Source organism: Mycobacterium sp., assembly GCF_035633495.1.
Lineage (GTDB): Bacteria > Actinomycetota > Actinomycetes > Mycobacteriales > Mycobacteriaceae > Mycobacterium.
In genome coordinates this window covers 32,551-57,219 of sequence record NZ_DASQEU010000029.1, presented here as the reverse complement: position 1 = coordinate 57,219, position 24,669 = coordinate 32,551, and the positions used below count along the sequence as shown (strand labels likewise).

The window sequence follows — 24,669 nt, the reverse complement described above, 5'->3', positions numbered from 1 at the left end:
GCGTCGCGCACGGTCCAGTTCGGCCGCAGCCCGGGCCTGCCCCGCCGCGGCCGCGGACTTCAGCCGCTCCAGCTCGGCAATGCGTTCCACCAGCGCCACCTCGTCGGCCGCCGGATCCACCGCCACCAATGATTCGAACATGTGTTCGATGGTAGACCTGCCCACCGACACGCCTTACACCGTCGGGCGAGCCCGTTCGCGAACGCGCGTCGGGTAGGCCTGGGTCATCCCCACCGCACCGACGATGACCACGATCGGGACCACCCAGTTGGTCCAATCGCGCGTCTCCGGCACCTGCGTGGCGTAATAGCCGAGCACCGCGATCAGGGCGAAGACCAGGGCCCACATCAACGTGAGGACCCGGTTCGTCTGGCGGAAGGCCGGCTTCTCCCACTCCTGCATCGGCCGCGTCACCCTGGCGTACTGCTCGGTGAACGGGGTGAACGCCAGCGACCCCAGCGCCATCACCGCAAGGACTCCGCTGGACAGCGTCGTGGCGTGGGTGTCCATCCAATCGCGGTCCTGCGCACCCAGAATCATCCCGGCAGCAGTGACCGCGACGAAGAAGACGATCGTGACGACCTCGAGCAATCTGGGCCCACCGCGCCCCATGGAGATGCCGAGAATGATGGCCGACAGCACCGCGCTCAACGCGCCGAACATCCACGTGCTCGGGCCTTCGGCGACCACCCAGTAAATGATCCACGGTACGAACCCGACGAAGGGGCTGTGTTCAAACCACTCATCCACCCCTGGAGAGTAACCAACGAGCGCTAGGCAACGCCCTTGTGTCTCAGCAGCGGAAGGACGCCCTCGGCGAACCAGTGAGCCTCTTCGAGGTGCGGGTAGCCCGACAGGATGAACTCGTCGAAGCCCAGAAGATGGTACTCGCAGATCAGGTCGGCCACTTCCTGGTGGCTCCCCACGATCGCCGTGCCCGCTCCGCCGCGCACCAGGCCCACTCCGGCCCAGAGGTTCGGGTAGATCTCCAGCTGGTCCACGCGGCCGCCGTGAAGAGCGGTCATCCGTCGCTGCCCCTCGGAATCGGACTTGGCATGCAGCGCAGTCGCATTGGCGATCTGTTCTTCACTGAGCTCCGAGACGAGCTCGTCGGCGACCGCCCACGCGGCGGCCGAGGTGTAACGGCTGATGGTGTGCAGCCGAATCCCGAACCGCGATCTTGGCGTCGGCGGCCTGCGGCGGTTCGCCCCACGTCAGATACACGTCGACGTATTGCGCCGCGATCGGCAATGCTGCGGCCGACGAGCCGCCGAAGTAGATCTGCGGCAACGGATCCGGTGGTGAGGACACCATCGCGTCCTCGACCTGCGCGCATAGCGTTCGTCGTGGTCGAGCCAGTCGCCGAACCGGCGCTGCTTCACGTCGTCGCCGCGGGGCACGATGTTGAGCAGCACCCGCCCCTCCGAGAACCGCTGCAGCGTCGCGGTCTGCTGAGCAGCGAGCATCGGCGGCACCAACCCCGGGCGGAACGCCACGAGGAACTTCAGCTTCTCCGTTTCGGCCAGCAGGTCGGACGCCGTCAACCACGCTTCCTCGCAACAGGTTCCGGTCGGGTGAGGACACCCTCGTAACCGAGCCGGTCGGCGGCGCGGGCAACCTCGGCGAGGTATCGGGGGGCGGCGCTCGGGATGACGATGGTTCGCAACTGCTGCCAGAACGAGAAGCCGAGCACCTTGGCGGTCTCGAACAGCTTGGGATCGACCTGGCGGATCGCCGAGAACGTGTTTGGGTAGAGGGGGAAGGTCACGCCCAGCGCGATCAACAGCACCTTGGGCAGCTCGCCGATGCCGAACCACAGGATGAACAGCGGGATCAGGCCGAGGTGCGGCAGCGCACGAAGCATCTGGAGCGGCGGGTCGACCGTCGCTTCGCACCAGCGGGAAGGTCCGACGACCGCGCCGAGGGCGAGACCCAACAGACCACCCAGGAGCAGTCCCTCCACCACCTGCACGCCGGAGATCTGCAACGCGTCGACCAGCTGCCCGTTGCGCAACGGCTCGACGCCGGCCTCCGCGATCAGCGACGGCGCGGGGAGCACGTCCGGCGGGATCAGTCCGAGCGCGCTGCCCAGCTGCCACATCGCCAGAAGCACGACGGGCGATGCCACCCGGACCAGGCCCCACTTGCGTTGCCGCGACGAGGTTTTGACGACGGGGACCCCGCCCGGTGTCAGCACGGCTGACGAATTCATGGGCGGGGTCACGGTGAGCCGACGTTACGGAGGTGCAGCGTCGGCGTGAAGGTTTCTGCTCTGCCTGAGGAAAAGGGAAGTCGAGCTAGGCGAAGCGCGTGGTTCCCGTCACGATCTTGCCGGTCACGTTGCGACCGTTGATCTTCGAGACCAAGGTGCCGTTCTGCAGGCTGACCGACTGGTCCGCCTGCTGCAGGATCCGCTTGTTGCGCACCTGAGACTGGAACTGCGCGGCGTTGAGCTGTTGCAGTTCGGCCTGCTCGAAGTCACGACCGCTGATGCCACCGTTGAACTGGACGCCCGTCACCGAACCGTCGGGTCGCACGATCCAGGACGCCCGCGCTCCGTCGAGGTCGGCGGTGTACATCCCCGCGGGGGCGGACACGGCGGCGGCGGTGAACGCGTACTTGGTGCCGTTCATGGTCAGGTCACCGGTCACGTCGGTGCCGTTGAACGACGCCGAGAGCGTGTCGCGGAACTTCGAGGTGATGTCGATCGCTCCGTCGGCCTGGTTGCCGAAGAACCACGCCTCATCGTCGATGCCGTTGCAGGCGTAGGCGGCGATCTGGTCACCGTCGACGGAGATGCCGATGGTCATCTTCTTGCCGTCGGCCTCCATGTCGGCCATGTACTTGGCGGACTGCGGGAACGAAGCCGGGGTGGCGGCAGTCGATTGAGTCGAGGAATCCGACGAGGAAGCCTCGGTCGACGAACCACTCGAGCAGGCGGACAGGGTGGCGAGGGCGAAGAGCGCAAGGACACCGACGATCAGTGTGCGAAGGAGATTTCTCATGTCGACCAGCATCCACGCGTCCGCACGGCCTTACATGAAGATTGAGTGGAGATTACATGGAGATCGACCGCCCAGCCCTCGGGGTGATCACTCGGCGAGGAACGCGTCCAACTCTTCGCGGAAGAACTGCCATGCCGGCTCGGTTTCGGTCAACAGGTGGTTGTTGCTCGACAGCGCGACCAACCGGGAATTGGGAATGATGGCAGCCAACTCCTCACCGAAGCGCATCGGGACCCGGTGATCGTCGCGGGCGTGCAGGATCAGCGTCGGACACGACACGCGCGCGGCCATGTCGCGAACGTCGATACGGGCGAACTCCTCGAGGAACCGGACGGCATTCTCGGGCGAGGTGGTCCGGCGCTGCAAGTGGTCGAACGCCTCCCAGTCGGCACGCGTGCCGTCGGGCAGGAACTGCGCAGCGAACACCTGCCGGAACGCGGGGTCGTCACGCCCCCAACCGACTCGCGCGAGGTCGAGATCCAGCGCGGCGGCACGTCTTTCCTCGTCGTTCATGGCGCGCACCGCGCGTCCCCTGGCGTACGCCGAGCACAGGATGAGCTTGGTGACCCGTTCGGGATGCCGGGCGGCGTACGCTACCGCGACAGCACCGCCCTGGGACATGCCGAGCAACGGAAAGCGTTCCAGGCCAAGGGCTTCCACCACGGACTCCAGATCCGAGACCCAGTCCTCGAAGGTGAAGTCACCGGCCTCCCAGTCGGAGAGTCCGCAGCCGCGCTCGTCGTAGCGGATGAATTGGTGTGCCAGTGCGAGATCGCGCACCCAGTGGCGCCACACCGGGCTCTCGATGTCGTACCCGAGATGCGTCATCCAATTGGCGGCGCGGACCAGCGGGGGTCCGTCACCGGCGACCGCATAGGCCAGGCGGACGCCGTCGGCCGCGCGGCAGAACGCGATGTGCTGACGCGGCGGCGGGGCGGGTTCGGGCTTGATTGCGATCATCGGCTGGTCGACCACGATGGTGCCGACGAACTGGTACCCGCGGCCACGGACGGTGCGGATGTAGCGCTGGGATTCACCGTCGTCGCCGAGCGCCCGACGTGCCGCCTTGATGCGACTGGTCAGAGCTGCCTCACCGACGAAGCGACCACCCCAGACGCTGTCGAACAGCTCCTCCTTGGTGACCAGGCGCTCGTGGTTGCTGACCAGTTGCGTCATGACGTCGAACACCTGTGGCTCGACCCGTATCACCACGCCGTCGCGGCGCAGTTCGTACCGGGCGGTGTCGAGGACGAAGTCGTCGAAGACCCACGCCCGGCCGGACGACACCGACTCGGGCGCTGGTTCCGTGGACGACGTGGACACGCGGTTCCCATCTGGGGCGAGAGCGATGCAGGTGGTCGCTGCTGGTCATCGTAGCTGTGAGAAGCCTGTAGAGGGGTGAACGCGCAGCGTCGGCCGGATTTGTTCAACGCCAGCCGTCGGCCGCCTTCGCCGCGCGCATCAGCGCGTCACAGAGGTCCCGAAGCTCCGCGACCTCGGCCCCTTCCTCGATGGCAGTGGCCATGTCCTCGGCGGCGCACCGGACCTGATAGACGCGATCGGACAACTGGGCCGCCTCGTCTGCGGTCAGCACCACCGAATCGGGTGCCAACGCCGTACCCTTCACCATCGCCCGCTGCTCGTACGCGCGCTGGCGGCAGGATTGTCTGCAGTACTGGCGACGACGCCCCATGCCGGCGTCGGGAACCTCGCGACCGCACCAACGACACGGTTGCACTCGGGTACGTCGTCGGGTTTCGGGCGCCACGGGATCCGACTGTAAACGGCCCACGGCACCGATCCCGGTATCATGGACAGTCGCGTCGGGAACTTCGCGCCAAACGGCCGCGTTGATACCCGCGGAACACTTGTCAAGAGGAGTAGTGACGATGGCTGATCGTGTCCTGCGAGGTAGTCGACTCGGAGCCGTGAGCTACGAGACCGACCGCAACCATGACTTGGCGCCGCGTCAGGTGGCGCGCTACCGGACCGACAACGGCGAGGAGTTCGAGGTTCCGTTCGCCGACGAGGCCGAGATTCCCGGCACCTGGCCCTGCCGCAACGGCATGGAGGGGACGCTGATCGATGGCGACGTGCCCGAGCCCAAGAAGGTCAAGCCGCCGCGTACGCACTGGGACATGCTGCTCGAGCGCCGCTCCGTCGAGGAACTCGACGAACTGCTCAAAGAGCGCATGGACATCATCAAGACCCGCCGCCGCGGCAGCAGCAGCTAAGCCTTCGGGCTAGCGCACCGCACCCCGCGCGCGGTCGATGCGGCCACGGACCCCCCATGCGGCGATCTTGAAGATCGCTTCGCGGATGTTGGAGCCGCTCATCTTCGACTTGCCGAGTTCACGCTCGGTGAACGTGATGGGCACCTCGACGACGGAGAACCCGGCGGTGATCGTCCGCCACGTCATCTCGACCTGGAAGCAGTAGCCCTTCGAGTCGACTGCGCCGAGATCGATCTTCTCGAGCACCTCGCGCCTGTAGGCCCGGTAGCCGGCGGTGATGTCGTTGACGTCGACGCCCAGCGAGATGCGGGAGTACCCGTTGGCGGTCCGCGACAGCACCATCCGCCGTCGGGGCCAGTTGCGCACCATGCCGCCGGGGACGTATCGCGAGCCGATCGCCAGGTCGGCGCCCTCGTCGACGGCGTCGAGCAGCCGGTAAAGCTCCTCGGGAGCATGGGAGCCGTCGGCGTCCATCTCGACCAACACCGAGTAGCCCCTGCCGAGGCCCCATCCGAAGCCCGCCAGGTAGGCCGCGCCGAGGCCCGCCTTGCTGGCGCGGTGCATGACGTGGACGCGGTCGGGGTCGGCCAGCGACAGATCGTCCGCCAACTCCCCCGTGCCGTCCGGGCTGCCGTCGTCGACGACGAGAACGTGGACGTCGGGGCGCGCTGCGTTCACCCGCCCGACGATCAACGGCAGGTTCTCCCGCTCGTTGTAGGTCGGAATGATGACCAGCGTGCGCTGACTCGGGCGGTCGCCACCCTCGGTCATGTCACTCCTTCTTCTTCGACTTCTCTGCGGTCGGTCACCTTCTGGCGGCGACGCGCGAACTTCCCTGCGAACGCTCCATTGTGCAGCATCGCTCCAACGAGAGCGGCAGCACCAGCGATCACGATCAGTCCCTGGATCACCGGGCCCCACCGGGTCGCCGGGGTGAGGCTGGTCTTCAACCGAATCTGGGCGTCCAGGTAGGCCGGCTCGAAGAACGCGGTGCGCGCCATTTCGCGCCCGTCGGGTCCGACCACGGCGCTGATGCCCGTGGTAGCCGCGACCATGACGAATCGGTCGTGTTCGACAGCCCTCAGCTTGGCGAAGGCCAGCTGCTGGGCGCTCATCGACTCGTCGAAGGTCGCATTGTTGGTGGGGACGGCGATGAACTGCGCCCCGTTCAGCACGGATTCACGGGCAGCGCGGTCGAAGATCACCTCCCAGCACGTCGTCACACCGATCGGGATCCCGGCCGCATTGACCACGCCGTTGCCGTCACCGGGCACGAAGTACCCAGCGCGGTCGGCGAAGGACGACAACAGCCGGAAGAAGCTCCGCCACGGCAGGTACTCCCCGAACGGTTGCACGATTCTCTTGTCGTGGCGCTCGCCGGGCCCGTTCACCCCGTCCCAGACGATCACCGTGTTCGTCGCCTGCGGATCCTCCGGGGTGTAGCCGGGGGCGGAGACGACCGCGCCGACGAGGATGGGTGCGCGGATCGCGTCGGCGGCGATGGCGATCTGGTCGGCGGCGTCGCGGTTGGCGATCGGATCGATGTCCGACGAGTTCTCCGGCCAGATGACGACGGCGGGCTGCGGTGCACGTCCGGCTCGGACGTCCTCCGCGAGCCGCAGCGTCTCGCGGACGTGGTTGTCGAGCACCGCGCGTCGCTGCGCGTTGAACTCGAGCCCGAGCCGAGGCACGTTGCCCTGCACCGCGGCGACCGTGGTGGTCGGTTCCTCCCCTGCACCGGCTCCGGACTGACGCACGTACGGGGTGGCCAACGCGACCGTCAGGAGGACGAGGGCCACGCTGACGCCGGGGACGACGACTGCGGGAGGGAGCACACGACCCGTGTGGTGGTCGGTACGCCACCACCGAGCCGCTTCGATGACGAGTGCGCCGAAGCTGAAGCCGACGAGCGCCACCGCGAACGACACCAGTGGCACGCCACCGAAGTGCGCGATGGCCAACAACGGGCTGTTGCCTTGAGTGAATCCGACGACACCCCAGGGGAATCCGCCGAAGGGGACGGTGGACTTCAGCCACTCGGCCAGGACCCACAGGCAGGCGAACCACACCGGCCAGCCGGGCAGCCGCCGCACGATGACGGCGAGGAGCCCGAAGACGGCGGGAAAGAGCGCCTCCATCGCGGACAGCGCGAGCCAGGGAAGGGGTCCGACCAGACCGCTGATCCAGGGCAGCAGCGGCACGTAGAACGCGAGCCCGAAGAGGAATCCGTAACCGAAGCCACCGGCCTTGGTGGTCGACGGGTGGGTCAGCACCCACGCGAGAAGGCCGAAGGCGGCGAACGTCGACGGCCACCAGTCGAACGGCGGGAAGCTGACGCACACCATCAACCCCGCCGCGATCGAGGCGGCGATCCGCAGAGCGCGAGGGCCGAGTGCCCCGCGCAGCCGGTCGACCACCGGCGACGACTCGCGTCGTGTCCGCTCAACCATGAATGGCGACACCCCGGTGGACCGTCTGACGACAGACGGGCAGCGGCGCATCCGGAGAGAGTCGGGGCAGCGCAGGGATCCGGGAGCGTGGGTCGGTCGACCACCGCTGCACGGTGTCGGCGGGCGCAGCGACCTCGAGCGCTGACAGACCGCCGGGAACGTCCCACACCGCGTACGTCGCCGGCGCCCCGGGAGTCAGAGTTCCCGCGACGCCATCTCGGACACCGCCCGCCCGCCAGGCACCGCGGGTGGCCGCCGCGAATGCGGCCCGCGCCGACAGGGCGCTGCCGGGGGTGCGGTGAGCGGTCGCCGCCCGCACCGTCTCCCACGGATTCAGGCCGGTGACGGGCGTATCGGAGCCGAAGGCGAGTGGCACGCCTTGGGATGCTAACAGCGCCAGCGGGTTGAGCCGACGGGCCCGCTCGGCACCCAGCCGTTGGGCGTACATGCCGTCGGGTCCACCCCACAGCGCGTCGAAGTTCGGTTGCATGCTGGCGATGACGCCCCACCCTCCGAGCAGCCCCGCCTGCGCCTCGGAGACCATCTCGACGTGTTCGAGGCGGTGGCCGCAGCGGGCGACGGCGGGAGCGCCGAAACGGTCCACCACGCGCGACAGGGCGTCCGTCACCGAGGAGACCGCCGCGTCGCCGATCACGTGGAATCCGGCGGTGATCCCCGCTTCGGTGCACGCGGTCAGGTGCGCGTCGATGGCATCGGCGTCGAGGTAGGCGTTGCCGACGCAACCCGGCGCGTCCGCGTAGGACTGGTGCAACCACGCCGTGTGCGAGCCGAGTGCACCGTCGACGAAGAGGTCCCCTGCGAGGCCTCGCACTCCGGTGTCGCCGATGACGTCGCGGGCCTCCGCTGCGGTGGCGACCGCCTGACCCCAGTACCCGACGACCTCCACGCCGTGCTCCAGCGCGCGGAGTTCGGACCAGTCGTCGATGCCGCCGATGTCGGGCCCGGCGCACTCGTGGACTGCGGCGATGCCCGACCGGGCAGCCAGGTCGAGGGCCGCCAGCCGCGCGTCCTGGCGCTGCGCCGGCGTGAGTAGAGCCCTGGCGGCGGCACGGACCAGGTGGTGCGCCTCGGCCGTCAACGGCAGCTGGTCGTGGTGACCGGCCGCCGCCGTCAGATCAGGCACCGTCCTGCGCAGAGCGGCCGATGCCGCCGCGGAGTGCACGTCCACGCGGGCCAGATAGGCGGGTCGATCGCCCAGCAGGCGGTCGAGGTCGGCTGTCGTGAGCGGCGCGGGCTGCGACCACCGCGAGTCATCCCAGCCATGCGCCCAGATCAGCCCGGTCGGGTTCTGGCGCGCATACTCCCCGATCAGCCGAAACGCGTCGTCGCGCGACACCGCGGGCCGCAGGTCGAGACCGACGAGCGCGAGCCCGGTCGCGGTGACGTGGACGTGGCTGTCGACGAACGCGGGGGTGACGAAGCCGCCGTAGAGGTCGACCACCTGAGCGTCCGGGAACTGCCTGCGGCCGACGTCGTCGGCGCCCAGCCACGCCACGATGCCGTCGGGGCCGTCGCTGACCGCCATCGCGGTCGCGTCCGGCATGGTCGGGCTGTAGACCTGGCCGCCGACCAGAAGCGTCGTCAAGCGTCGTCGGGGTGCTTGGGCAGGCTGGGTGGCTCGACGTCGGTCACGTCGATCACCTCGCCGTCGATGAAGTCACCGCGGTTCGCCCGGTACGCCGTGCCACCTGCCGTCGTGACGATCAACGGCATCCGGCCGAGACCGCGTGCTGCCAGCGCCGCCACCACCGGGCGTGCGGCGGCGCGGGTTGGGGGCAGCAGAAGCAGCAGGCCCAGCGCCGACGTGACGAGGCCAGGAACGACGGTCAGGACCGTGCCGAGGGCCACCAGGGCACCGTCTGGCACCGCGCCCCGGGGAGAGGCGAGGCCGGTCTGCAACCGCTGGATCTGACGTTTCGCCTGCGACCCCGCGAGGACGAGTCCCAGCGCGAACGTGCCGACGACCAGCAGGAACGTCCAACCGAACCCGATCGTGGACACCAAGGCGATCACCACCGCCAGTTCGACGAGGACGTAGACCAGAAAGAGCCGCATAGCCATACCGTGACAACGCACAGCGCGCCGCCCGGGTTCCTACCCCGGCGCCGCGGAGGGCTCGACCGCCCGCACTTCGATGGCGGCGTGCACCTTGTCGATGCCACCGCGCAGAAGCGCCTGCGGCACGAAGTACCACGCGTGGTTCCAGTACCGCTTGATGATCTTGTCGAACACCCGCCGGGTCTCCGACTTCGGCAACATCCGCGCCACCGCCTCGACCGGCGCACCCTTGACCTTGCCCAGCACGCCACACTTCTGAATCGTGACTCGCGGACTGTTGTTGATGCGCTTGGTCTTCCACGCTCCGTCGTCGGTGATGATCAGCAGCTTGTCGCCGTCCGGAACACCCCACACCGCGGTGGGCTTAGGCCTGCCGTCCTTGGTGAACGTGGTCAGCAGCAGGTACTTCTCCCTGGAGACGTCGGCGAAGGTGAGCATCGGGCTCAACCCTGTCCCGTTGCCTTCAACTCGATGCCGACGTTGTTCTTCATGCCGCCCCTGAGCTTGCTGAACACGTTGAAGACCTTACCGATCAATCCGTACCGCTTGCCGATCGCGTCGTAGACCGCCGCCGTCTGCGACTTGTCCATCACCACCGCGTGCGCCTCGACCGCCTCACCCTTGGGCTTGCCGCCGCGGTCACACTCGGCGATCGTGACCCGGGGTGTGTTGCGGATGCGCTTGACCTTCCAGGACTTCTCCTGGGTGATAGCGACGACGCGGTCGCCGAGCGGGGCGACCCAGATGGCGGTCGGCTTGGGCCTGCCATCCTTGGTGAACGTCGTCAACAGCACGAACTCGGACTTGGATACCTCGGCGAATGTCTCGGCCATGGTCCCAACCTAGTGGTCCCTATCCCTCGAGGTCCCCTTCGGTCTCGAGTAATACCTGCCGAAGACCGTCGAGGGTGGCGGCCTCGGGCTGGGCCCACATGCCGCGTCCCGCCGCCTCGAGCAACCGCTCGGCCATGCCGTGCAGTGCCCACGGGTTGGACTCGTCCATGAACTTGCGGTTCTCGTCGTCGAGCACGTACTCGCCGGCCAGCCGTTCGTACATCCAGTCGGCCATCACACCCGCCGTGGCGTCGTATCCGAACAAATAGTCGACGGTGGCGGCCATCTCGAACGCGCCCTTGTAGCCGTGCCTGCGCATCGCGGCGATCCAGCGTGGATTGACCACCCGCGCCCGGAACACCCGCGTCGTCTCCTCCGACAGGGTGCGGGTGCGGACCGCCTCGGGCCGGGTGTTGTCACCGATGTAGGCCTCGGGGTCCCGGCCGGTGAGTGCACGTACCGTGGCGACCATTCCGCCGTGGTACTGGAAGTAGTCATCCGAGTCGGCGATGTCGTGCTCGCGCGTGTCGATGTTCTTGGCCGCGACGGCGATCCTGCGGTACTGCCGGTTCATGTCGTCGGAGGCGGCCGCGCCGTCGAGTCCGCGGCCGTAGGCGAATCCGCCCCATGCGGTGTAGACCGCAGCCAGGTCGGCGTCGTCACGCCAGTTACGACTGTCGATCAGTTGCAGCAGGCCGGCCCCGTACGTGCCCGGCTTCGAGCCGAATATCCGCGTGGTGGAGCGACGCCGATCTCCGTGTTCGGCGAGGTCGGCTTGCACGTGTGCACGGACATAGTTGTGCTCGGCGGGTTCGTCGAGGTTGGCAACCAGGCTTACGGCGTCGTCGAGCATCGTCACGACGTGCGGGAAGGCATCACGGAAGAACCCCGAGATCCGGACCGTCACGTCGATGCGCGGGCGCCCCAGTTCGGTCAGGTCGACGCACTCCAGATCGACGACCCGTCGCGACGCATCGTCCCAGACCGGCCGAACGCCAAGGAGCGCAAGAACTTCGGCGATGTCGTCACCCGAGGTCCGCATCGCGGAGGTACCCCACGCCGAGAGACCAACCGATCGCGGCCATTCGCCATGATCGGCGCGGTAACGCTCAAGCAGCGAATCTGCCAGCGCGACACCGGTTTCCCACGCCAGCCGCGACGGCACGGCCTTGGGATCCACGGAGTAGAAGTTGCGCCCGGTGGGCAGCACGTTGACCAAGCCTCGCAGCGGAGAGCCAGACGGACCGGCCGGGATGAACCCGCCGTCGAGCGCATGCAGGATCTGAGCGATCTCGCGATCGGTCTCCCGCAGCCGCGGCACCACCTCGGTGGCCGCGAATCTCAGCACACCGGCCACCACGGCGTCGTCGGTAATGCCATCGATCGACGGTGCGTCCCAATCTGTTTCGGCGAGGGTGCCGACAAGTTCACGCGCCCGAACCTCGGCGGCGTCCACGGCGGTTCGGGAGTCGGTGCCGTCCTCGGCCAGACCCAAGGCCTGTCGTAGCCCGGGCAGCGACTGCTCGCCGCCGAACAGTTGCCTGGCCCGCAGAATGGCTAGCACCAGATCCAGTTCGGCGTCGCCGGAGGGCGCCTGACCGAGGATGTGCAGCCCGTCGCGGATCTGGACGTCCTTGATCTCGCACAGCCAGCCGTCGACGTGCAGCAGCATGTCGTCGAAGACGTCCTCGTCGGGACGGTCCTCCAGGCCCAGATCGTGGTCCATCTTCGCAGCCCGCATCAACGTCCAGATCTGTTGGCGGATGGCGGGCAGCTTCCCGGGGTCCAGCGCCGCGATGTTGGAGTGCTCGTCGAGCAGTTGCTCGAGTCGGGCGATGTCGCCGTAGCTCTCGGCCCGTGCCATCGGTGGTATCAGATGGTCCACTAGCACGGCGTGTGCCCGGCGCTTGGCCTGCGTGCCCTCGCCGGGGTCGTTGACCAGGAACGGGTAGATGAGCGGGAGATCACCGAGGGCGGCGTCGGTGCCGCAGGTCGAGGACATGCCGAGCGTCTTGCCGGGCAACCACTCCAGATTGCCGTGCTTGCCCAGGTGCACGACCGCGTCGGCGCGAAAACCGTTGGCGAACTCGGCGTCGAGCCAGCGATACGCCGCCAGGTATTGGTGACTGGGCGGAAGGTCGGGATCGTGATAGATCGCGACGGGGTTCGCGCCGAATCCGCGCGGCGGCTGGACGACGATCACGACGTTGCCCGATTTCATTGCGGCGATGACGATTTCACCATCGGGATCACGGCTGCGGTCCACGAACAGTTCACCGGGGGGCGGACCCCAGTGTTCGACGACGGCGTCGGCCAACTCGCTGGGCAGCGTCGCGAACCACGCGCGATAGTCCCTGGCCGACACCCTGATCGGGTTGCCCACCAACTGATCTTCGGTCAGCCAGTCGGGGTCCTGGCCGCCGCGTTCGATGAGCGCGTGGATCAGTGCGTCGCCGTCTCGAGCGTCGACACCGGGCACCTCGCCGATCTGGTAGCCGGCGTCGCGCATCGCCGCCAGCAAGGCGACGGCGCTGGCTGGGGTGTCGAGGCCGACCGCGTTGCCGATGCGCGCGTGCTTGGTGGGGTACGCGGAGAACACCAGCGCGACCCGCTTGTCCGACGCGGCGATGTGCCGAAGCTTGGCCTGTCGCACCGCGAGGCCCGCGACCCGCGCGCACCGTTCCGGATCGGCGACATACGAGATCAGACCCTCGTCGTCGATCTCCTTGAACGAGAACGGCACCGTGATGATGCGGCCGTCGAACTCGGGTACGGCCACCTGGGTCGCGACGTCGAGCGGACTCATGCCCTCGTCGTTGTCGTGCCACTGGGTGCGCGAGCTGGTCAGGCACAGCCCCTGCAGGATCGGGATGTTCAGCGCTGCGAGGTGCGCCACGTTCCAGGTGTCGTCGACGCCGCCCGCGGTCACGGTGGCCGGGACGGCTCCGCCTGCGGCCAGCACCGTCGTCACCAGGGCGTCGACGGTGCCGAGGAGTTCAAGCAGTTCCGGTTCCGGCGTGCGCAGCGACGCGCAGTAGATGGGCAGGGGATGGCCGCCCGCCTTGTCGATGGCGTGGCACAGCGCTGCGACGTAGGCCGTGTTGCCCGCGAGCTGCTGTGCGCGATAGAAGAGGACGGCCACGCGCGGGCCGTCATTAGAGGGGCCCTTGCCCTCCGAACACTGCAGCACGCCCCAGGCCGGGGTGGACTCCGGCGGCGAGAAGCCGAAGCCCGTCATGAGCAGCGTGTCGCTCAAGAAGGCATGCAGCTGTTGAAGATTGGTGACGCCACCCTGTGCGAGGTAGACGTGAGTCTGAAGAGCGACCCCCGCGGGCACCGTCGAGTGGCTCATCAGGTCGGCGTCGGGCGACTGCTCACCGCTGATGACGACCGTGGGCACACCCCTGCCGACGACGGCGTCGATGCCCTCCTGCCAACTGCGGTACCCGCCGAGGATCCGCACCACGGCCACGTCGACACCGTCCAGCAAAGATTCGAGCTCACCATCGACGAGCCGGCTGGGGTTCATCCACCGGTAGCGTGCACCGCTGGCACGGGCCGTCATCAGGTCGGTATCCGACGTGGACAGCAGTAAAACAGTGGGCTGGTGCACCCACCATTCGTACCGCATCGACCTCACCCGTGGTCAGGTCGGTGCGGTCGAGCGATCAGCGGTCGTAGTTGCCCCAGCGGCCGTACCACGACTCCCGATACGGGAGACCGAGAACTGCGAGCAGCACGAGCACCACCGCCGCAAAGGCGAAGAGTCCCAACATTGCCGTTCCTCCTGTGTCATCTCCGATGCCTTCGTGAATGTGGCTGGCAAACGGAGGTTCTCAAGCAACGTAATACCGGCGGTACCGCATATTCGCTCTTGGTGTGGGACGGAACACACGCGGCAGAAACGTGACGAAGGTCACTCGTGCGAGGGGCGGACCTCGAAGTCTCGAAGGTCGGGGGTCTTCAGCAGTTGGTGATGACGTTCCGGTGTCCAGGGGAAGAGTTCGGGCAGGCCGTCCTTGCCGAGATACCAGCTCGAGCAGCCGGTGACCCAAATCGTCTGCGGCATGGCCGCTTTCATCTCGTCGTTGTACTCCTTGGTCGCAGTCTCGGTGGGTGCAGCGGAGACGACGCGACCTCCGGCGATCTGCTTGATCCACCACAGCGCGTAATCGGCTTGGTCCTCGGCAATCGGGACCAACGACTGGTTTCCGATCGGCGAGTGCGGCCCCATCAGCATGAACATGTTGGGAAAGCCAGGCACCGCGACGGAGCGGTACGCCTTGGGTCCGTCCTCCCAGGCCTCGTCGAGGCGCAGGCCATTCTCGCCGGTGATGGTCATCGGGCGTACGTACGCCCGCGCGTCGAAACCGGTCGCCAGGACCAGCACGTCGACCTCGTGCAACTTGCCGTCAACGGTCACCACGCCCCGCGGCTCGACGTGGTCGATCGCCTCGGTGACGACCTCGACACCCGGCTTCTGTACGGACCGGTAGAAACGGCCGGAGAAGATCATCCGCTTGCACATGGGCTGATCAGGCGGAGTCAGCGTGCGCCGCAGCCGATGGTCGCGCACCGACACACGCAGGTTCAGACGGCATAGCCTCTGATAGAAGGTGCGCGCAAGGCCCGGACGGATCGGCGCGCGACCGAACGTCAACCGCACGAACGACCCCCAGAAGCGGTAGCCCGGCTCGGTCAGCCACGGCCATCGCCGCATGAGGGTGCGAGACAGGCGCGTATAGGGCAGATTCGGCCATGGGCAGATCCACTGCGCAGTGCGCTGGAAGACCGACAGCCCGAGCACGTTTCCGCCGAGCTCCGCCGTGATCTGAACTCCGGTGGAACCCGTGCCGATGAGCCCGATGCGCTTGTCCTGCAACGAGACCGAGTGGTCCCAGCGCGACGAATGAAAGGTCGGTCCGCAGAAAGTGTCGAGGCCGGCGAGGTCCGGATGACGCGGCACGCGGAGCACACCGGTCGCGGTGATCAGGACGTCGAACGCCTCCTCCCCCGTTGACGTCGTGACGACCCAGCGACCGTCGCGGTAAAGAGCCGATTCGACGTCGGTGCCAAACCTGACGTGGGTGCGCACGCCGCGCTGGGAGGCGGCACGCTGAAGGTAGTCCTGTATCTCTGCGCCGGGTGGCATGAGGCGCGACCATTCCGGGTTCGGCTGAAACGAGTAGGTGTAGTACCGAGACGGGACGTCGCAGTGGAGCCCCGGGTAGGTGTTGTCCCGCCAGGTCCCGCCGACGTCGTCGGCCTTCTCGAAGATCGTGAAGCTGTCGATGCCTGCGTCCAGCAGTTTGATCGCCATGCAGATGCCGGACATGCCCGCACCGACGATCGCCACCGTTGGTGTCTTGCCAGTTTCCATCTCGCGGACCCCTCCCGACCTGCGGATCATTCGACGGTACGCGCGTCGATCTTGATGAATGACGACTTCGGACATGTCGACCGCAGTTCAAATCGTCGCAGACGAAGACTGGCGAGGACGCGCGCTTCGTGCGGCAATGAGGTCATGGCCAACTCCCCTGTCGCCAGGACCCTAGGCACGCCCACCATCCCGCACCCGACGGTGACTTCGCGAGGCGCCGACGTGCTTCCGATCGACTCGCGCTACGACAAGGCGAACTCCTGGCACACCGACGTCACGTTCGTCGACCGCATCCCGAAGGCTTCACTGCTGCGGGCGATTTCGCTGCCCGAGTACGGCGGCACCACGACATGGGCCTTGACGGAGGCCGCCTACGACCAGCTGCCCCTGCCGCTGAGGGCCCTTGTCGAGAACCTGAGGGCGACCCACACCAACGACTACGACTACATCAAGGACGTCGCGGAGGACTTCAGCGGCGTGCCGGACGAGGTCGCCGCGAACACCCGTCAGTACCGGGAGGAGTTCGTCTCCGACATCTACGAGACCGAGCATCCCGTGGTGCGCGTCCACCCCGAGACGGGTCGCCCGGTGCTGCTGCTCGGTCACTTCGTGAAGAGGTTCGTCGGCCTCGGCAGCACCCAGTCGAGCACGCTCCTGCAGCTTCTTCAGACGCGGGTCACCAAGCTGAAGAACATCATTCGCTGGAACTGGCTGCCCGGCGACCTGGCCATCTGGGACAACAGGGCCACCCAGCACTACGCCGTGTCCGACTACGACGACCAGTACCGCCGCCTGAGTCGGGTGACCCTGGCGGGCGACGTCCCCGTCGACGTGCACGGCGCACCCAGCCGTGTCATCACCGGTGACGCCTCGCACTACTCGGAGGTCGTGGCGCCGGCCCGCCTGGTCGCCGTACCGTAGGTGGATGGCCCGAACCCGCGATGACGACGCGTGCCCCGGTGCACTCCAGGTGCATCAGGCAGCGGACGGTGCGCTGGCGAGGGTCCGCCTTCCCGGCGGGATGATCGACGCACCCCAACTGGAGGCCCTGGCACTTGCCTCCGCCCGGTTCGGTTCCCACGCAATGGAACTCACATCCCGTGGAAACGTGCAGGTCCGCGGCGTCACTGACTCCGAGGCCCTGGCCGATGCGATCGCGGATGCGGGCCTGCTGCCGTCCGCCAGCCACGAGCGCGTCCGCAACGTCGTCGCCTCGCCGCTGACCGGCCGCCAAGGTGGTCAGACCGACGTCCGCGAACTGGTGCGAAACCTCGATGCGGCGATTCAGGCCAGCGGTCGGCTCGCCAGCCTGCCCGGCCGGTTCCTATTCGCCGTCGACGACGGCCGCGGCGACGTGTCGGGACTCGGGGCCGACGTCGGGCTGCACTTCCTCGACGACGACACCGCCGCACTGCTGGTGGCCGGCGTCGACACCGGCATCCGCACCCAGGACGGCGTGTCGACCCTCGTCAAGGTGGCAGAACGATTCACCGCGGTCCGCGGAAGTGCTTGGCGGACCACCGAACTCACCAACGTCGAACACCTACTGGAGGGGCTGACGCGTACTGCCGAGCCAGGCACTACGTGGCCGCCCGTGGTGCGGCCTCCCGTCGGTTGGATCCACCAGGACGACGACCGGGTCGCGCTCGGTGCAGCCGTTCCGCTCGGCGTCCTGAAGACCAGAGTCGCCGAGTACCTGGCGGCGGTCGGGTCCCCGCTGGTGATCACGCCATGGCGTTCGGTGTTGATCTGCGACCTCGACGAGGGGGTCGCCGACGCCGCACTGCGGGTGCTCGCGCCGCTGGGACTGGTGTTCGACGACGGGTCGCCGTGGCTCGACGTCAGCGCGTGTACCGGCAGTCCGGGCTGTGCGCACTCCGCGGCCGACGTCCGCCGGGACGCCGCACGGGCGGTGTACGACGGGGCCGAGGCCTCGCACAGGCACTTCGTCGGTTGCGAGCGCGCCTGCGGCAGCCCTCCGATCGGCGAGGTGCTGATGGCCACCGCAAGCGGTTACGAGCAACGTCACCCGTAGGGTGATCTGGTGCTCGACTACATCCGCGACGCCGCCGAGATCTATCGGCAGTCGTTCGCGACGATCCGCGACGAAGCCGATCTGGTGCGGTTTCCCGATGACGTGTCGCGCGTCGTCGTCCGGCTGATCCACACCTGTGGTCAGGTCGACGTCGCCGAGCACGTGGCCTTCACCCCCGGCGTCGCCTCGTCGGCACACCGTGCGTTGGCCGCCGGAGCGCCGGTGCTGTGCGATTCCTCGATGGTGGCCGCGGGCATCACGCGGTCGCGGCTGCCTGCCGACAACGAGGTGGTCTCGCTCGTCGCCGATCCGAGGGCGGCCGACCTGGCGGCGCGGCAGGGCAGCACACGGTCCGCCGCGGGCGTCGACCTGTGGGCCGAACGCCTCGGCGGTGCGGTCGTGGCGATCGGCAACGCCCCCACCGCCTTGTTCCGGTTGCTCGAATTGCTCGACGACGGCGCGCCCGTGCCCGCCGCCGTCCTCGGCGGTCCGGTCGGCTTCGTCGGCTCGGCGCAGTCCAAGGAGGAGCTGATCGATCGCCCACGCGGCATGGAGTACCTCGTCGTCACGGGCCGGCGCGGCGGCAGCGCGATGGCCGCGGCAGCCGTCAATGCGATTGCGAGCGAACGCGAATGAGCGTCAGGGGCACACTCTGGGGTGTCGGCTTGGGTCCCGGCGACCCGGAGTTGGTCACGGTCAAGGCGGCCCGCGTCATCGGCGAGGCCGACGTCGTCGCCTATCACAGCGCTCGCCACGGACGCAGCATCGCCCGCACCATCGCCGAGCCCTACCTGCGGCCCGGTCAGCTCGAGGAGCACCTGGTCTATCCGGTCACCACGGAGACCACCGACCACCCCGGTGGCTACGCGGGAGCGATGGAGGACTTCTACCAGCTGGCGGCCGACCGCATCGCCGTCCACCTCGAGGCGGGTCGGGACGTGGCGCTGCTCGCCGAGGGCGACCCGCTGTTCTACAGCTCGTACATGCACATGCACACCCGGCTGACCGAGCGGTTCGACGCGGTCATCGTGCCGGGGGTGACGTCGGTCAGCGCCGCGTCGGCGGCCATCGGACGTCCGCTGGTCCAGGGTGACGAGGTGCTGTCGATCCTGTCGGGCACGCTGCCGCCCGACGAGCTCAAACGACGCCTCGCCGACACCGACGCCGCGGTCGTGATGAAGCTCGGACGGTCGTATCCCGCTGTGCGGGAGGCTCTCTCGGCAGTCGGCCGACTGGAGGACGCCTACTACGTCGAGCGTGCGAGCACCGCCCGGCAGCGCGTGTCCCCCGCCGCCGACGTGGACGAGGCGACGGTCCCGTACTTCTCGCTGGCCATGCTGCCGGGAATGACGGTTCGCAAGGAGCCCGTCGACGATCCCGTCGGCAGTGTCGTCGTCGTCGGCCTCGGCCCCGGTGACGTCGACTGGATGACTCCGCAGTCACGCCGTGAACTGGCGGCCGCCACCGACCTCGTCGGCTACGGCCCCTACCTCGACCGCATCCCCGTCCGCGACGGTCAGCGGCACCACCCGAGCGACAACACCGACGAGCCGGCAAGGGCGCGGCTGGCGTGCACGCTGGCCGAAGGGGGTCACTCCGTCGCCGTGGTCTCGTCCGGCGATCCCGGCGTGTTCGCCATGGCCACGGCCGTCCTCGAGGAAGCCAAGCAATGGCCCGGCGTGAACGTCAAAGTGATCCCCGCGATGACGGCCGCTCAGGCCGTCGCCAGCCGAGTCGGCGCCCCGCTGGGCCACGACTACGCCGTCATCTCGCTGTCCGACCGGCTCAAGCCATGGGACGTGATCGTCGACAGGCTGCGGGCCGCCGCCGCGGCGGATCTCGTACTGGCCATCTACAACCCGGCGTCGAAGAGCCGCACCTGGCAGGTCGCCGCGATGCGGGACCTCCTTCTGGAACACCGCGATCCCGGCACGCCCGTAGTCATTGGCCGCGACGTCTCCGGACCCAGGGAACACGTCAGGGTCGTGCGGCTGGCCGACCTCGATCCCGATGACGTCGACATGCGTTGCCTCCTGATCATCGGCTCGTCGCAGACGCAGTGGCATCAGGCCGACCCGGCCGGTGACCACCCCGTCGACCGCGTGTTCACCCCGCGCTGCTACCCCTCCTGACACCTGCCTGCTACTGTCGCGCGTCATGACCAGGCCCTCTCCGCCGGCCCCGTCCATCCCCCGCAGCCCGACGGACGTGACGCCGCAGTGGTTGGAATCCGTGCTCGGGGTCGAAATCGACGCGGTGGACGTCACTCCCATCGGGACCGGCCAGACGGGTGCCACCTATCGCCTCTCGGTCGCCTACCCCTCCGACGCGACCGACCTGCCAGACACCTTCGCCATCAAGCTCTCGTCGCAGGACGACGCGGTGCGTGAGCGGGTGGCACTCGGTTACCGCTCCGAACACGCCTTCTACACGAACGTCGCCGACGTCGTTCGGATGCCGATCCCCAGGCACTATCACTGCGAGATCTCCGAGGACGGTGGCGACTTCGTCCTCCTGCTCGCCGACATGGCGCCCGCCGTTCAGGGCGACCAGATCGGCGGCTGCACGGTCCTCGAGGCGGATCTCGCCGTGCGCGCACTGGCCGGCCTGCACGGACCCACCTGGTGCGACGCCAAGTGGCCCGACTTCCCCGGCCTGGCCATGTCGATGGCGAGCGAGGATGCCATGAAGGGGCTCGGCGACATCGCCGTGATGGCCGCGCAGATCACGCTGGACAGACTCGGCGCCCGGATGACCGCCGAGGACCGTGACACCGTGACCGAGGCCATGTCGATGGTCACGCCCTGGCTCCTGGCCGACCGCCACCGCTTCGCGCTGATGCACGGGGACTACCGCCTCGACAACATGCTCTTCAACCTCGACCGCACCAACGTCACCATCGTCGACTGGCAGACTTTGGGAGTGGGACTGCCCGCGCGCGACCTGGCGTACTTCACCGGAACCAGTCTGCTCCCCGCCGCCCGGTCGGCGGCCGACGAGGACCTCGTCGCCACCTACTACTCCGAGCTCTCGGGTTACGGCGTCACGGATTACGACCGTGACACCTGCTGGCGGGATTACCGCGTCGGCATGCTGCAGGTGCCCCTGCTGTCCGTGCTCGGCTGCGCGTTCGCGATCTCGACCGAACGCGGCGACGACATGATGCTGGTGATGATGGAACGGGGCTGCCAGGCCATCCGCGACCTCGGCAGCCTGGATCTGGTCAGAGCGCTCTGACCCACGCCGCGGCGGCCGTCACGGTCGGCACCGCGTGCACGCCGGCGGGCAGTTTCGGCCGGTCCACCATCACCACGGGTATCCCGAGGTCGTCGGCGGCGACCAACTTGGCCCTCGTCATGTCCCCGCCGCTGTTCTTCGTCACCAGTGCGTCGATGTCGTAGTCTGCCAACAGCTTTCGCTCGCCCGCGTAGTGGTACGGGCCGCGCGACAGCAGCAGTTCATGACGCGGTGGCAGTTCACCGTCATCCGGTGCGGTGACCGCGCGGATCAGAAACCACGCATCGACGCCCGCGAATGCTGCGCTGCCAGAACGGCCGGTGGTCAGGAAGACCCGCGCATATCTCCTCCGTGCCACGACGTCCGCGGCGTCGACGTCCGAGTCGACCACGAGCGCGTTGCCCCGGGGCCATGCGGGTCGAGCCAGGACGACGTGCGGCAGACCCGCCAGCACACACGCCTCGGCCGCGTTGGCGGTGATGCGCGCGGCGAACGGGTGGGTGGCGTCGACGACGGCGTCGATGTGCTCGTCGCCAAGCCAGCGGCGCAACCCGTCGACTCCCCCGAAACCGCCGACGCGGACCTCGCCAACCGGCAGCGCGGGATCGGGGACCCGACCGGCGAGCGAACTGATGACGGCCTTGGCGGGATGCAGCTCGGCGGCAAGCGCTCGCGCCTCCGCCGTTCCACCGAGCAGCAACACCCGCACTAGTGCCTGCTCCCGCGGCGGCGCCCCGCCGAGTACAGGTAGCTGTCGGAGAAGCCGTCCGCGGCGAGCACGTCGCCCACGACGATGACGGCGGTGCGCGTGATACCCGCGGCGCGGACCTGCTCGGCCAACTCACCGAGGCGGCACCGCAGCACCTTCTCCTGCGGCCACGACGCGAAGGCCACCACCGCACAAGGAGTTTCGGGGCCGTACCCACCCGCGAGGAGATCCGGCACGATCGCATCGACCTGGGCGGCGGCCAAGTGCAGCACCATCGTGGCACCCGGCGCCGACAGCGTGCGTAGATCCTCGCCGTCGGGCATCGCCGTCGACAGGGTCGCCACCCTCGTCAGCGTCACGGTCTGCGCGACGCCCGGCACGGTCAGTTCCCGACCCAACGCGGCGGCCGCGGCGGCGAAGGCAGGCACCCCCGGAACGATCTCGTAGTCGACCCCGGCCGCGTCGAGCCGGCGGCACTGTTCGGCCAACGCGCTGTAGATCGACGGGTCGCCCGAATGCAGACGGGCGACGTCGCGCCCCGCGGCGTGTGCGTCGGTGAGCTCGGCGACGATCTGCTCCAGCGTCAGCGGCCCGGTGTCGACGACCCTGGCGTCCGGCGGGCACAGCGCCAACAGGTCGTCGGGCATGATCGAGCCCGCGTACAGACACACCGGACACCGCTTCAAAAGTCGTTCCCCGCGGACGGTGATCAGGTCGGCGGCACCCGGCCCGGCGCCGATGAAGTAGACGGTCATCGCTTGGTCACCACCCACTGGGTGACGGGCATCGCGGGGCGCCATCCGGTGAAGCCGCCGACGGGTTCACCGTGATAGTGCTGGAAGCGTCTCAACGTTCCTCCGATGCGCGAATACCATTGACTGACAACACCTTCGGACTCGACGGTGACCACGTTGGCGACGAGTCGACCGCCGACGGGCAGGCGATCCAGGCATCCTTCGAGCAGGCCGGGGTGCGTCAGGCCGCCGCCGACGAAGACGGCCGCGGGCTCCGGTGCGCCGTCGAAGTTGGCGGGCGCCGCCCCCCGAACCTCCACCGCCGCGCCGAACGCCACCGCATTGTCCTCGATGCGTGCGCGACGCACCTCGTCTCGTTCGAACGCCACTGCCGCACAACCAGGACCGCTGCGGCACCACTCGACGGCGATGCTCCCCGAACCGGAACCCACGTCCCACAACAGCTCCCCCGGCCGCGGTGCCAGCGCAACGAGGGTGACCGCTCTGACGGACTGCTTGGTGATCTGGCCGTCGTGGGCGAATGCTTCGTCGGGCAGTACCTGCGTGACGCGGTCGTCGGGCAGATAGCGCACCGCCATCACGTTGAGTGCGTCGACGTCGTGGGGCGGACGGCCCGCCCACTCGCGCGCAGTCGCGGACCGGCGCCGTTCCCCTGGGCCACCGAGCTGCTCTAGCACCGTCAATTCGGAGTCGCCGCGGCCGGTTTCGGCCAGCAGCCGGGCCAGCGTGGCGGGGCTGGTGCCGTCGCGCGACAGCACCACGGCCTGACCGCCTCGGCGCACGGCGGTGTGCGCCTTGGCGGTGACCAGGCTGATGATCTCGGTGTCCTGCACCGCCCAGCCGACCCGGGCACACGCCAGCGTCACCGACGACACGTGCGGCAGGACCGCCACCCCATCCGGCCCGTACAGCCGGATCAACGTGTTGCCGATCCCATGCAGCAGGGGGTCACCGCTGGCGACGACGTGCACGTCGGCATCGGAATCGGCACCGTCGAGCAGGGTGCGAAGTGCGGGCAGCAGGGGCGACGGCCATTCCCGTCGGCGCGCCGATACGGAGTCGTCGAGCAGGGCGAGCTGCCGTGGGGATCCATAAATGGTTGTGGCCCCGACTAATTCGGCCCTGGACGCCGCGGACAGCCCCGCCATCCCGTCCGCACCGATGCCCACGACGACGATCATCGCGGAAGCCTGCGCCACACCGAGCGCGGCAGCAGCCGCAAGACGAACACCAGCGCACCCAACGACCGCGGCACCCAGATCTCGTCACGGCCCTTCGCCAGCGCCCGCGCCACCGCGTCGGCAACCTGCGGCGCCGTGCTCGACAGCGGGGCGGGTGACATGCCCTCGGTCATGCGGCCGATGACGAAGCCGGGCCGAACCAGCAGCAGCCGCACTCCGGTGCCGTGCAGAGCATCGGCCAGCCCGCGGCTGAACGCGTCCAAGCCCGACTTGGCCGAGCCGTACACGTAGTTGGCGCGACGGGGCCGAGCTCCCGCCACCGACGAGAACACCACGATCGCGCCACGGCCCGCCGTCCGCATCGTGGCCGCCAACACGGTCAGCAGGCTGACCTGGGCGGTGTAGTCGGTGTGCACGATCGCGGCGGCGTGGGCGGGGTCCACCTCGGCACGGGCCTGATCGCCGAGAATCCCGAATGCCACCACGGCCGTGCCGATCGGGCCGTACTCGGCGACGATCGACTCGACGAGCGGTGCGTGCGAGGCGAGCGCGTCGGCGTCGAACTCGCGGACGTGGACGGCCGCGGCCCCTGCCACGTTCACCGCCGCGACCTCGTCCGTCAGCCGATCGGCACCGCGCGCCGCCAGTACGACGGTGGCACCGTCGGCCAGCCGTGTCGCCAGGTCGAGCCCGATCTCGCTGCGTCCGCCGAAAATCACCACGACGCGATTGTCAGCCGTGTCCTTCATGGCTGCGATTATGTCCTGCGCT

General features: G+C 68.5%; 22 protein-coding genes and 2 pseudogenes. 6 read left to right on the top strand and 18 right to left on the bottom strand.

All coding sequences use genetic code 11. From position 1 onward, the window contains the following. From VET27_RS05445 to VET27_RS05420, 6 genes and pseudogenes are all read right to left on the bottom strand, one after another. A pseudogene (locus VET27_RS05445) lies at nt 1-141 on the bottom strand (HNH endonuclease); the annotation flags it as partial. A 33-nt stretch (nt 142-174) separates the two neighbouring features. Next, nucleotides 175-750, bottom strand: coding sequence for a hypothetical protein (locus VET27_RS05440; protein WP_526515895.1), 576 nt, complete (start codon nt 748-750; stop codon nt 175-177). 23 nt (nt 751-773) lie between these two features. Then, nucleotides 774-2,101: pseudogene (locus VET27_RS05435) on the bottom strand (LLM class flavin-dependent oxidoreductase). A 196-nt stretch (nt 2,102-2,297) separates the two neighbouring features. Beyond that, complete coding sequence (locus VET27_RS05430) at nt 2,298-3,005, bottom strand: hypothetical protein (protein ID WP_526515893.1); 708 nt, start codon at nt 3,003-3,005, stop codon at nt 2,298-2,300. An 87-nt stretch (nt 3,006-3,092) separates the two neighbouring features. After that, a complete protein-coding gene (locus VET27_RS05425; RefSeq protein ID WP_526515891.1) occupies nt 3,093-4,328 on the bottom strand; it encodes an alpha/beta hydrolase in 1,236 nt (411 codons plus the stop codon). Between the two features lie 103 nt (nt 4,329-4,431). Next, nucleotides 4,432-4,797, bottom strand: coding sequence for a hypothetical protein (locus VET27_RS05420; protein ID WP_526515889.1), 366 nt, complete (start codon nt 4,795-4,797; stop codon nt 4,432-4,434). Nucleotides 4,798-4,894: 97 nt separating this feature from the next. Between VET27_RS05420 and VET27_RS05415 the strand changes: the two genes are divergently transcribed. Further along, nucleotides 4,895-5,239 carry an RNA polymerase-binding protein RbpA gene (locus tag VET27_RS05415; protein ID WP_140692037.1) on the top strand — a complete coding sequence of 115 codons (345 nt, stop codon included), beginning with the start codon at nt 4,895-4,897 and terminating at the stop codon, nt 5,237-5,239. A gap of 9 nt (nt 5,240-5,248) precedes the next feature. On the opposite strand, the gene VET27_RS05410 is transcribed toward VET27_RS05415, so the two are convergent. From VET27_RS05410 to VET27_RS05375, 8 genes are all read right to left on the bottom strand, one after another. Continuing rightward, nucleotides 5,249-6,010: a polyprenol monophosphomannose synthase gene (locus VET27_RS05410; protein ID WP_526515886.1), complete on the bottom strand. Its 762-nt coding sequence runs from the start codon at nt 6,008-6,010 to the stop codon at nt 5,249-5,251. Further along, nucleotides 6,007-7,689 carry an apolipoprotein N-acyltransferase gene (lnt, locus tag VET27_RS05405; protein ID WP_526515884.1) on the bottom strand — a complete coding sequence of 561 codons (1,683 nt, stop codon included), beginning with the start codon at nt 7,687-7,689 and terminating at the stop codon, nt 6,007-6,009. The genes VET27_RS05410 and lnt overlap by 4 nt, the downstream gene beginning before the upstream one ends. Then, a complete protein-coding gene (locus VET27_RS05400; RefSeq protein ID WP_526515882.1) occupies nt 7,682-9,295 on the bottom strand; it encodes an amidohydrolase in 1,614 nt (537 codons plus the stop codon). Before VET27_RS05400 ends, lnt begins: the two co-directional genes overlap by 8 nt. Next, nucleotides 9,292-9,771, bottom strand: a complete 480-nt coding sequence (locus tag VET27_RS05395) for an FxsA family protein (RefSeq protein WP_526515880.1) — start codon at nt 9,769-9,771, stop codon at nt 9,292-9,294. Before VET27_RS05395 ends, VET27_RS05400 begins: the two co-directional genes overlap by 4 nt. Nucleotides 9,772-9,804: 33 nt before the next feature. Continuing rightward, nucleotides 9,805-10,206, bottom strand: a complete 402-nt coding sequence (locus VET27_RS05390; RefSeq protein ID WP_526515878.1) for a PPOX class F420-dependent oxidoreductase — start codon at nt 10,204-10,206, stop codon at nt 9,805-9,807. A gap of 5 nt (nt 10,207-10,211) precedes the next feature. Further along, on the bottom strand, nt 10,212-10,601 hold the full coding sequence (locus VET27_RS05385) for a PPOX class F420-dependent oxidoreductase (RefSeq protein ID WP_526515876.1): 390 nt from the start codon (nt 10,599-10,601) through the stop codon (nt 10,212-10,214). 19 nt (nt 10,602-10,620) lie between these two features. Then, nucleotides 10,621-14,214 (bottom strand): cobaltochelatase subunit CobN, encoded by a 3,594-nt coding sequence (gene cobN, locus VET27_RS05380; RefSeq protein WP_526515901.1) that lies wholly within the window; start codon nt 14,212-14,214, stop codon nt 10,621-10,623. A gap of 303 nt (nt 14,215-14,517) precedes the next feature. Continuing rightward, nucleotides 14,518-15,981 carry a flavin-containing monooxygenase gene (locus tag VET27_RS05375; protein WP_526515874.1) on the bottom strand — a complete coding sequence of 488 codons (1,464 nt, stop codon included), beginning with the start codon at nt 15,979-15,981 and terminating at the stop codon, nt 14,518-14,520. 144 nt (nt 15,982-16,125) lie between these two features. Here VET27_RS05375 and VET27_RS05370 point away from each other — a divergent pair, with 144 nt between their 5' ends. Genes VET27_RS05370 through VET27_RS05350 form a run of 5 tightly spaced genes read left to right on the top strand, consistent with a single transcriptional unit; the run spans nt 16,126 to nt 21,253 of the window. After that, entirely contained in the window at nt 16,126-16,902 is a 777-nt protein-coding gene (locus tag VET27_RS05370; protein WP_526515872.1) for a TauD/TfdA dioxygenase family protein, read from the top strand. 4 nt (nt 16,903-16,906) lie between these two features. Beyond that, a complete protein-coding gene (gene cobG / locus VET27_RS05365; RefSeq protein ID WP_526515870.1) occupies nt 16,907-18,016 on the top strand; it encodes a precorrin-3B synthase in 1,110 nt (369 codons plus the stop codon). Nucleotides 18,017-18,025: 9 nt separating this feature from the next. Next, nucleotides 18,026-18,652 carry a precorrin-8X methylmutase gene (locus VET27_RS05360; protein ID WP_526515868.1) on the top strand — a complete coding sequence of 209 codons (627 nt, stop codon included), beginning with the start codon at nt 18,026-18,028 and terminating at the stop codon, nt 18,650-18,652. Next, nucleotides 18,649-20,148: a precorrin-2 C(20)-methyltransferase gene (locus VET27_RS05355; RefSeq protein WP_526515866.1), complete on the top strand. Its 1,500-nt coding sequence runs from the start codon at nt 18,649-18,651 to the stop codon at nt 20,146-20,148. Before VET27_RS05360 ends, VET27_RS05355 begins: the two co-directional genes overlap by 4 nt. 25 nt (nt 20,149-20,173) lie before the next feature. Further along, entirely contained in the window at nt 20,174-21,253 is a 1,080-nt protein-coding gene (locus VET27_RS05350; protein WP_526515864.1) for a phosphotransferase family protein, read from the top strand. Here the strand turns inward: VET27_RS05350 and VET27_RS05345 are convergent. The 4 genes from VET27_RS05345 to dprE2 are packed head-to-tail and all read right to left on the bottom strand — an operon-like array spanning nt 21,240 to nt 24,647. Further along, on the bottom strand, nt 21,240-21,962 hold the full coding sequence (locus VET27_RS05345) for a cobalt-precorrin-6A reductase (protein ID WP_526515862.1): 723 nt from the start codon (nt 21,960-21,962) through the stop codon (nt 21,240-21,242). The two genes, VET27_RS05350 and VET27_RS05345, sit on opposite strands and share 14 nt — an antisense overlap. Then, complete coding sequence (cobM, locus tag VET27_RS05340) at nt 21,962-22,717, bottom strand: precorrin-4 C(11)-methyltransferase (RefSeq protein ID WP_526515860.1); 756 nt, start codon at nt 22,715-22,717, stop codon at nt 21,962-21,964. Before cobM ends, VET27_RS05345 begins: the two co-directional genes overlap by 1 nt. Further along, complete coding sequence (cbiE, locus tag VET27_RS05335; protein ID WP_526515858.1) at nt 22,714-23,898, bottom strand: precorrin-6y C5,15-methyltransferase (decarboxylating) subunit CbiE; 1,185 nt, start codon at nt 23,896-23,898, stop codon at nt 22,714-22,716. Before cbiE ends, cobM begins: the two co-directional genes overlap by 4 nt. Further along, nucleotides 23,895-24,647 (bottom strand): decaprenylphospho-beta-D-erythro-pentofuranosid-2-ulose 2-reductase, encoded by a 753-nt coding sequence (gene dprE2 / locus VET27_RS05330; RefSeq protein ID WP_526515856.1) that lies wholly within the window; start codon nt 24,645-24,647, stop codon nt 23,895-23,897. The genes cbiE and dprE2 overlap by 4 nt, the downstream gene beginning before the upstream one ends. Nucleotides 24,648-24,669 lie beyond the last annotated feature (22 nt).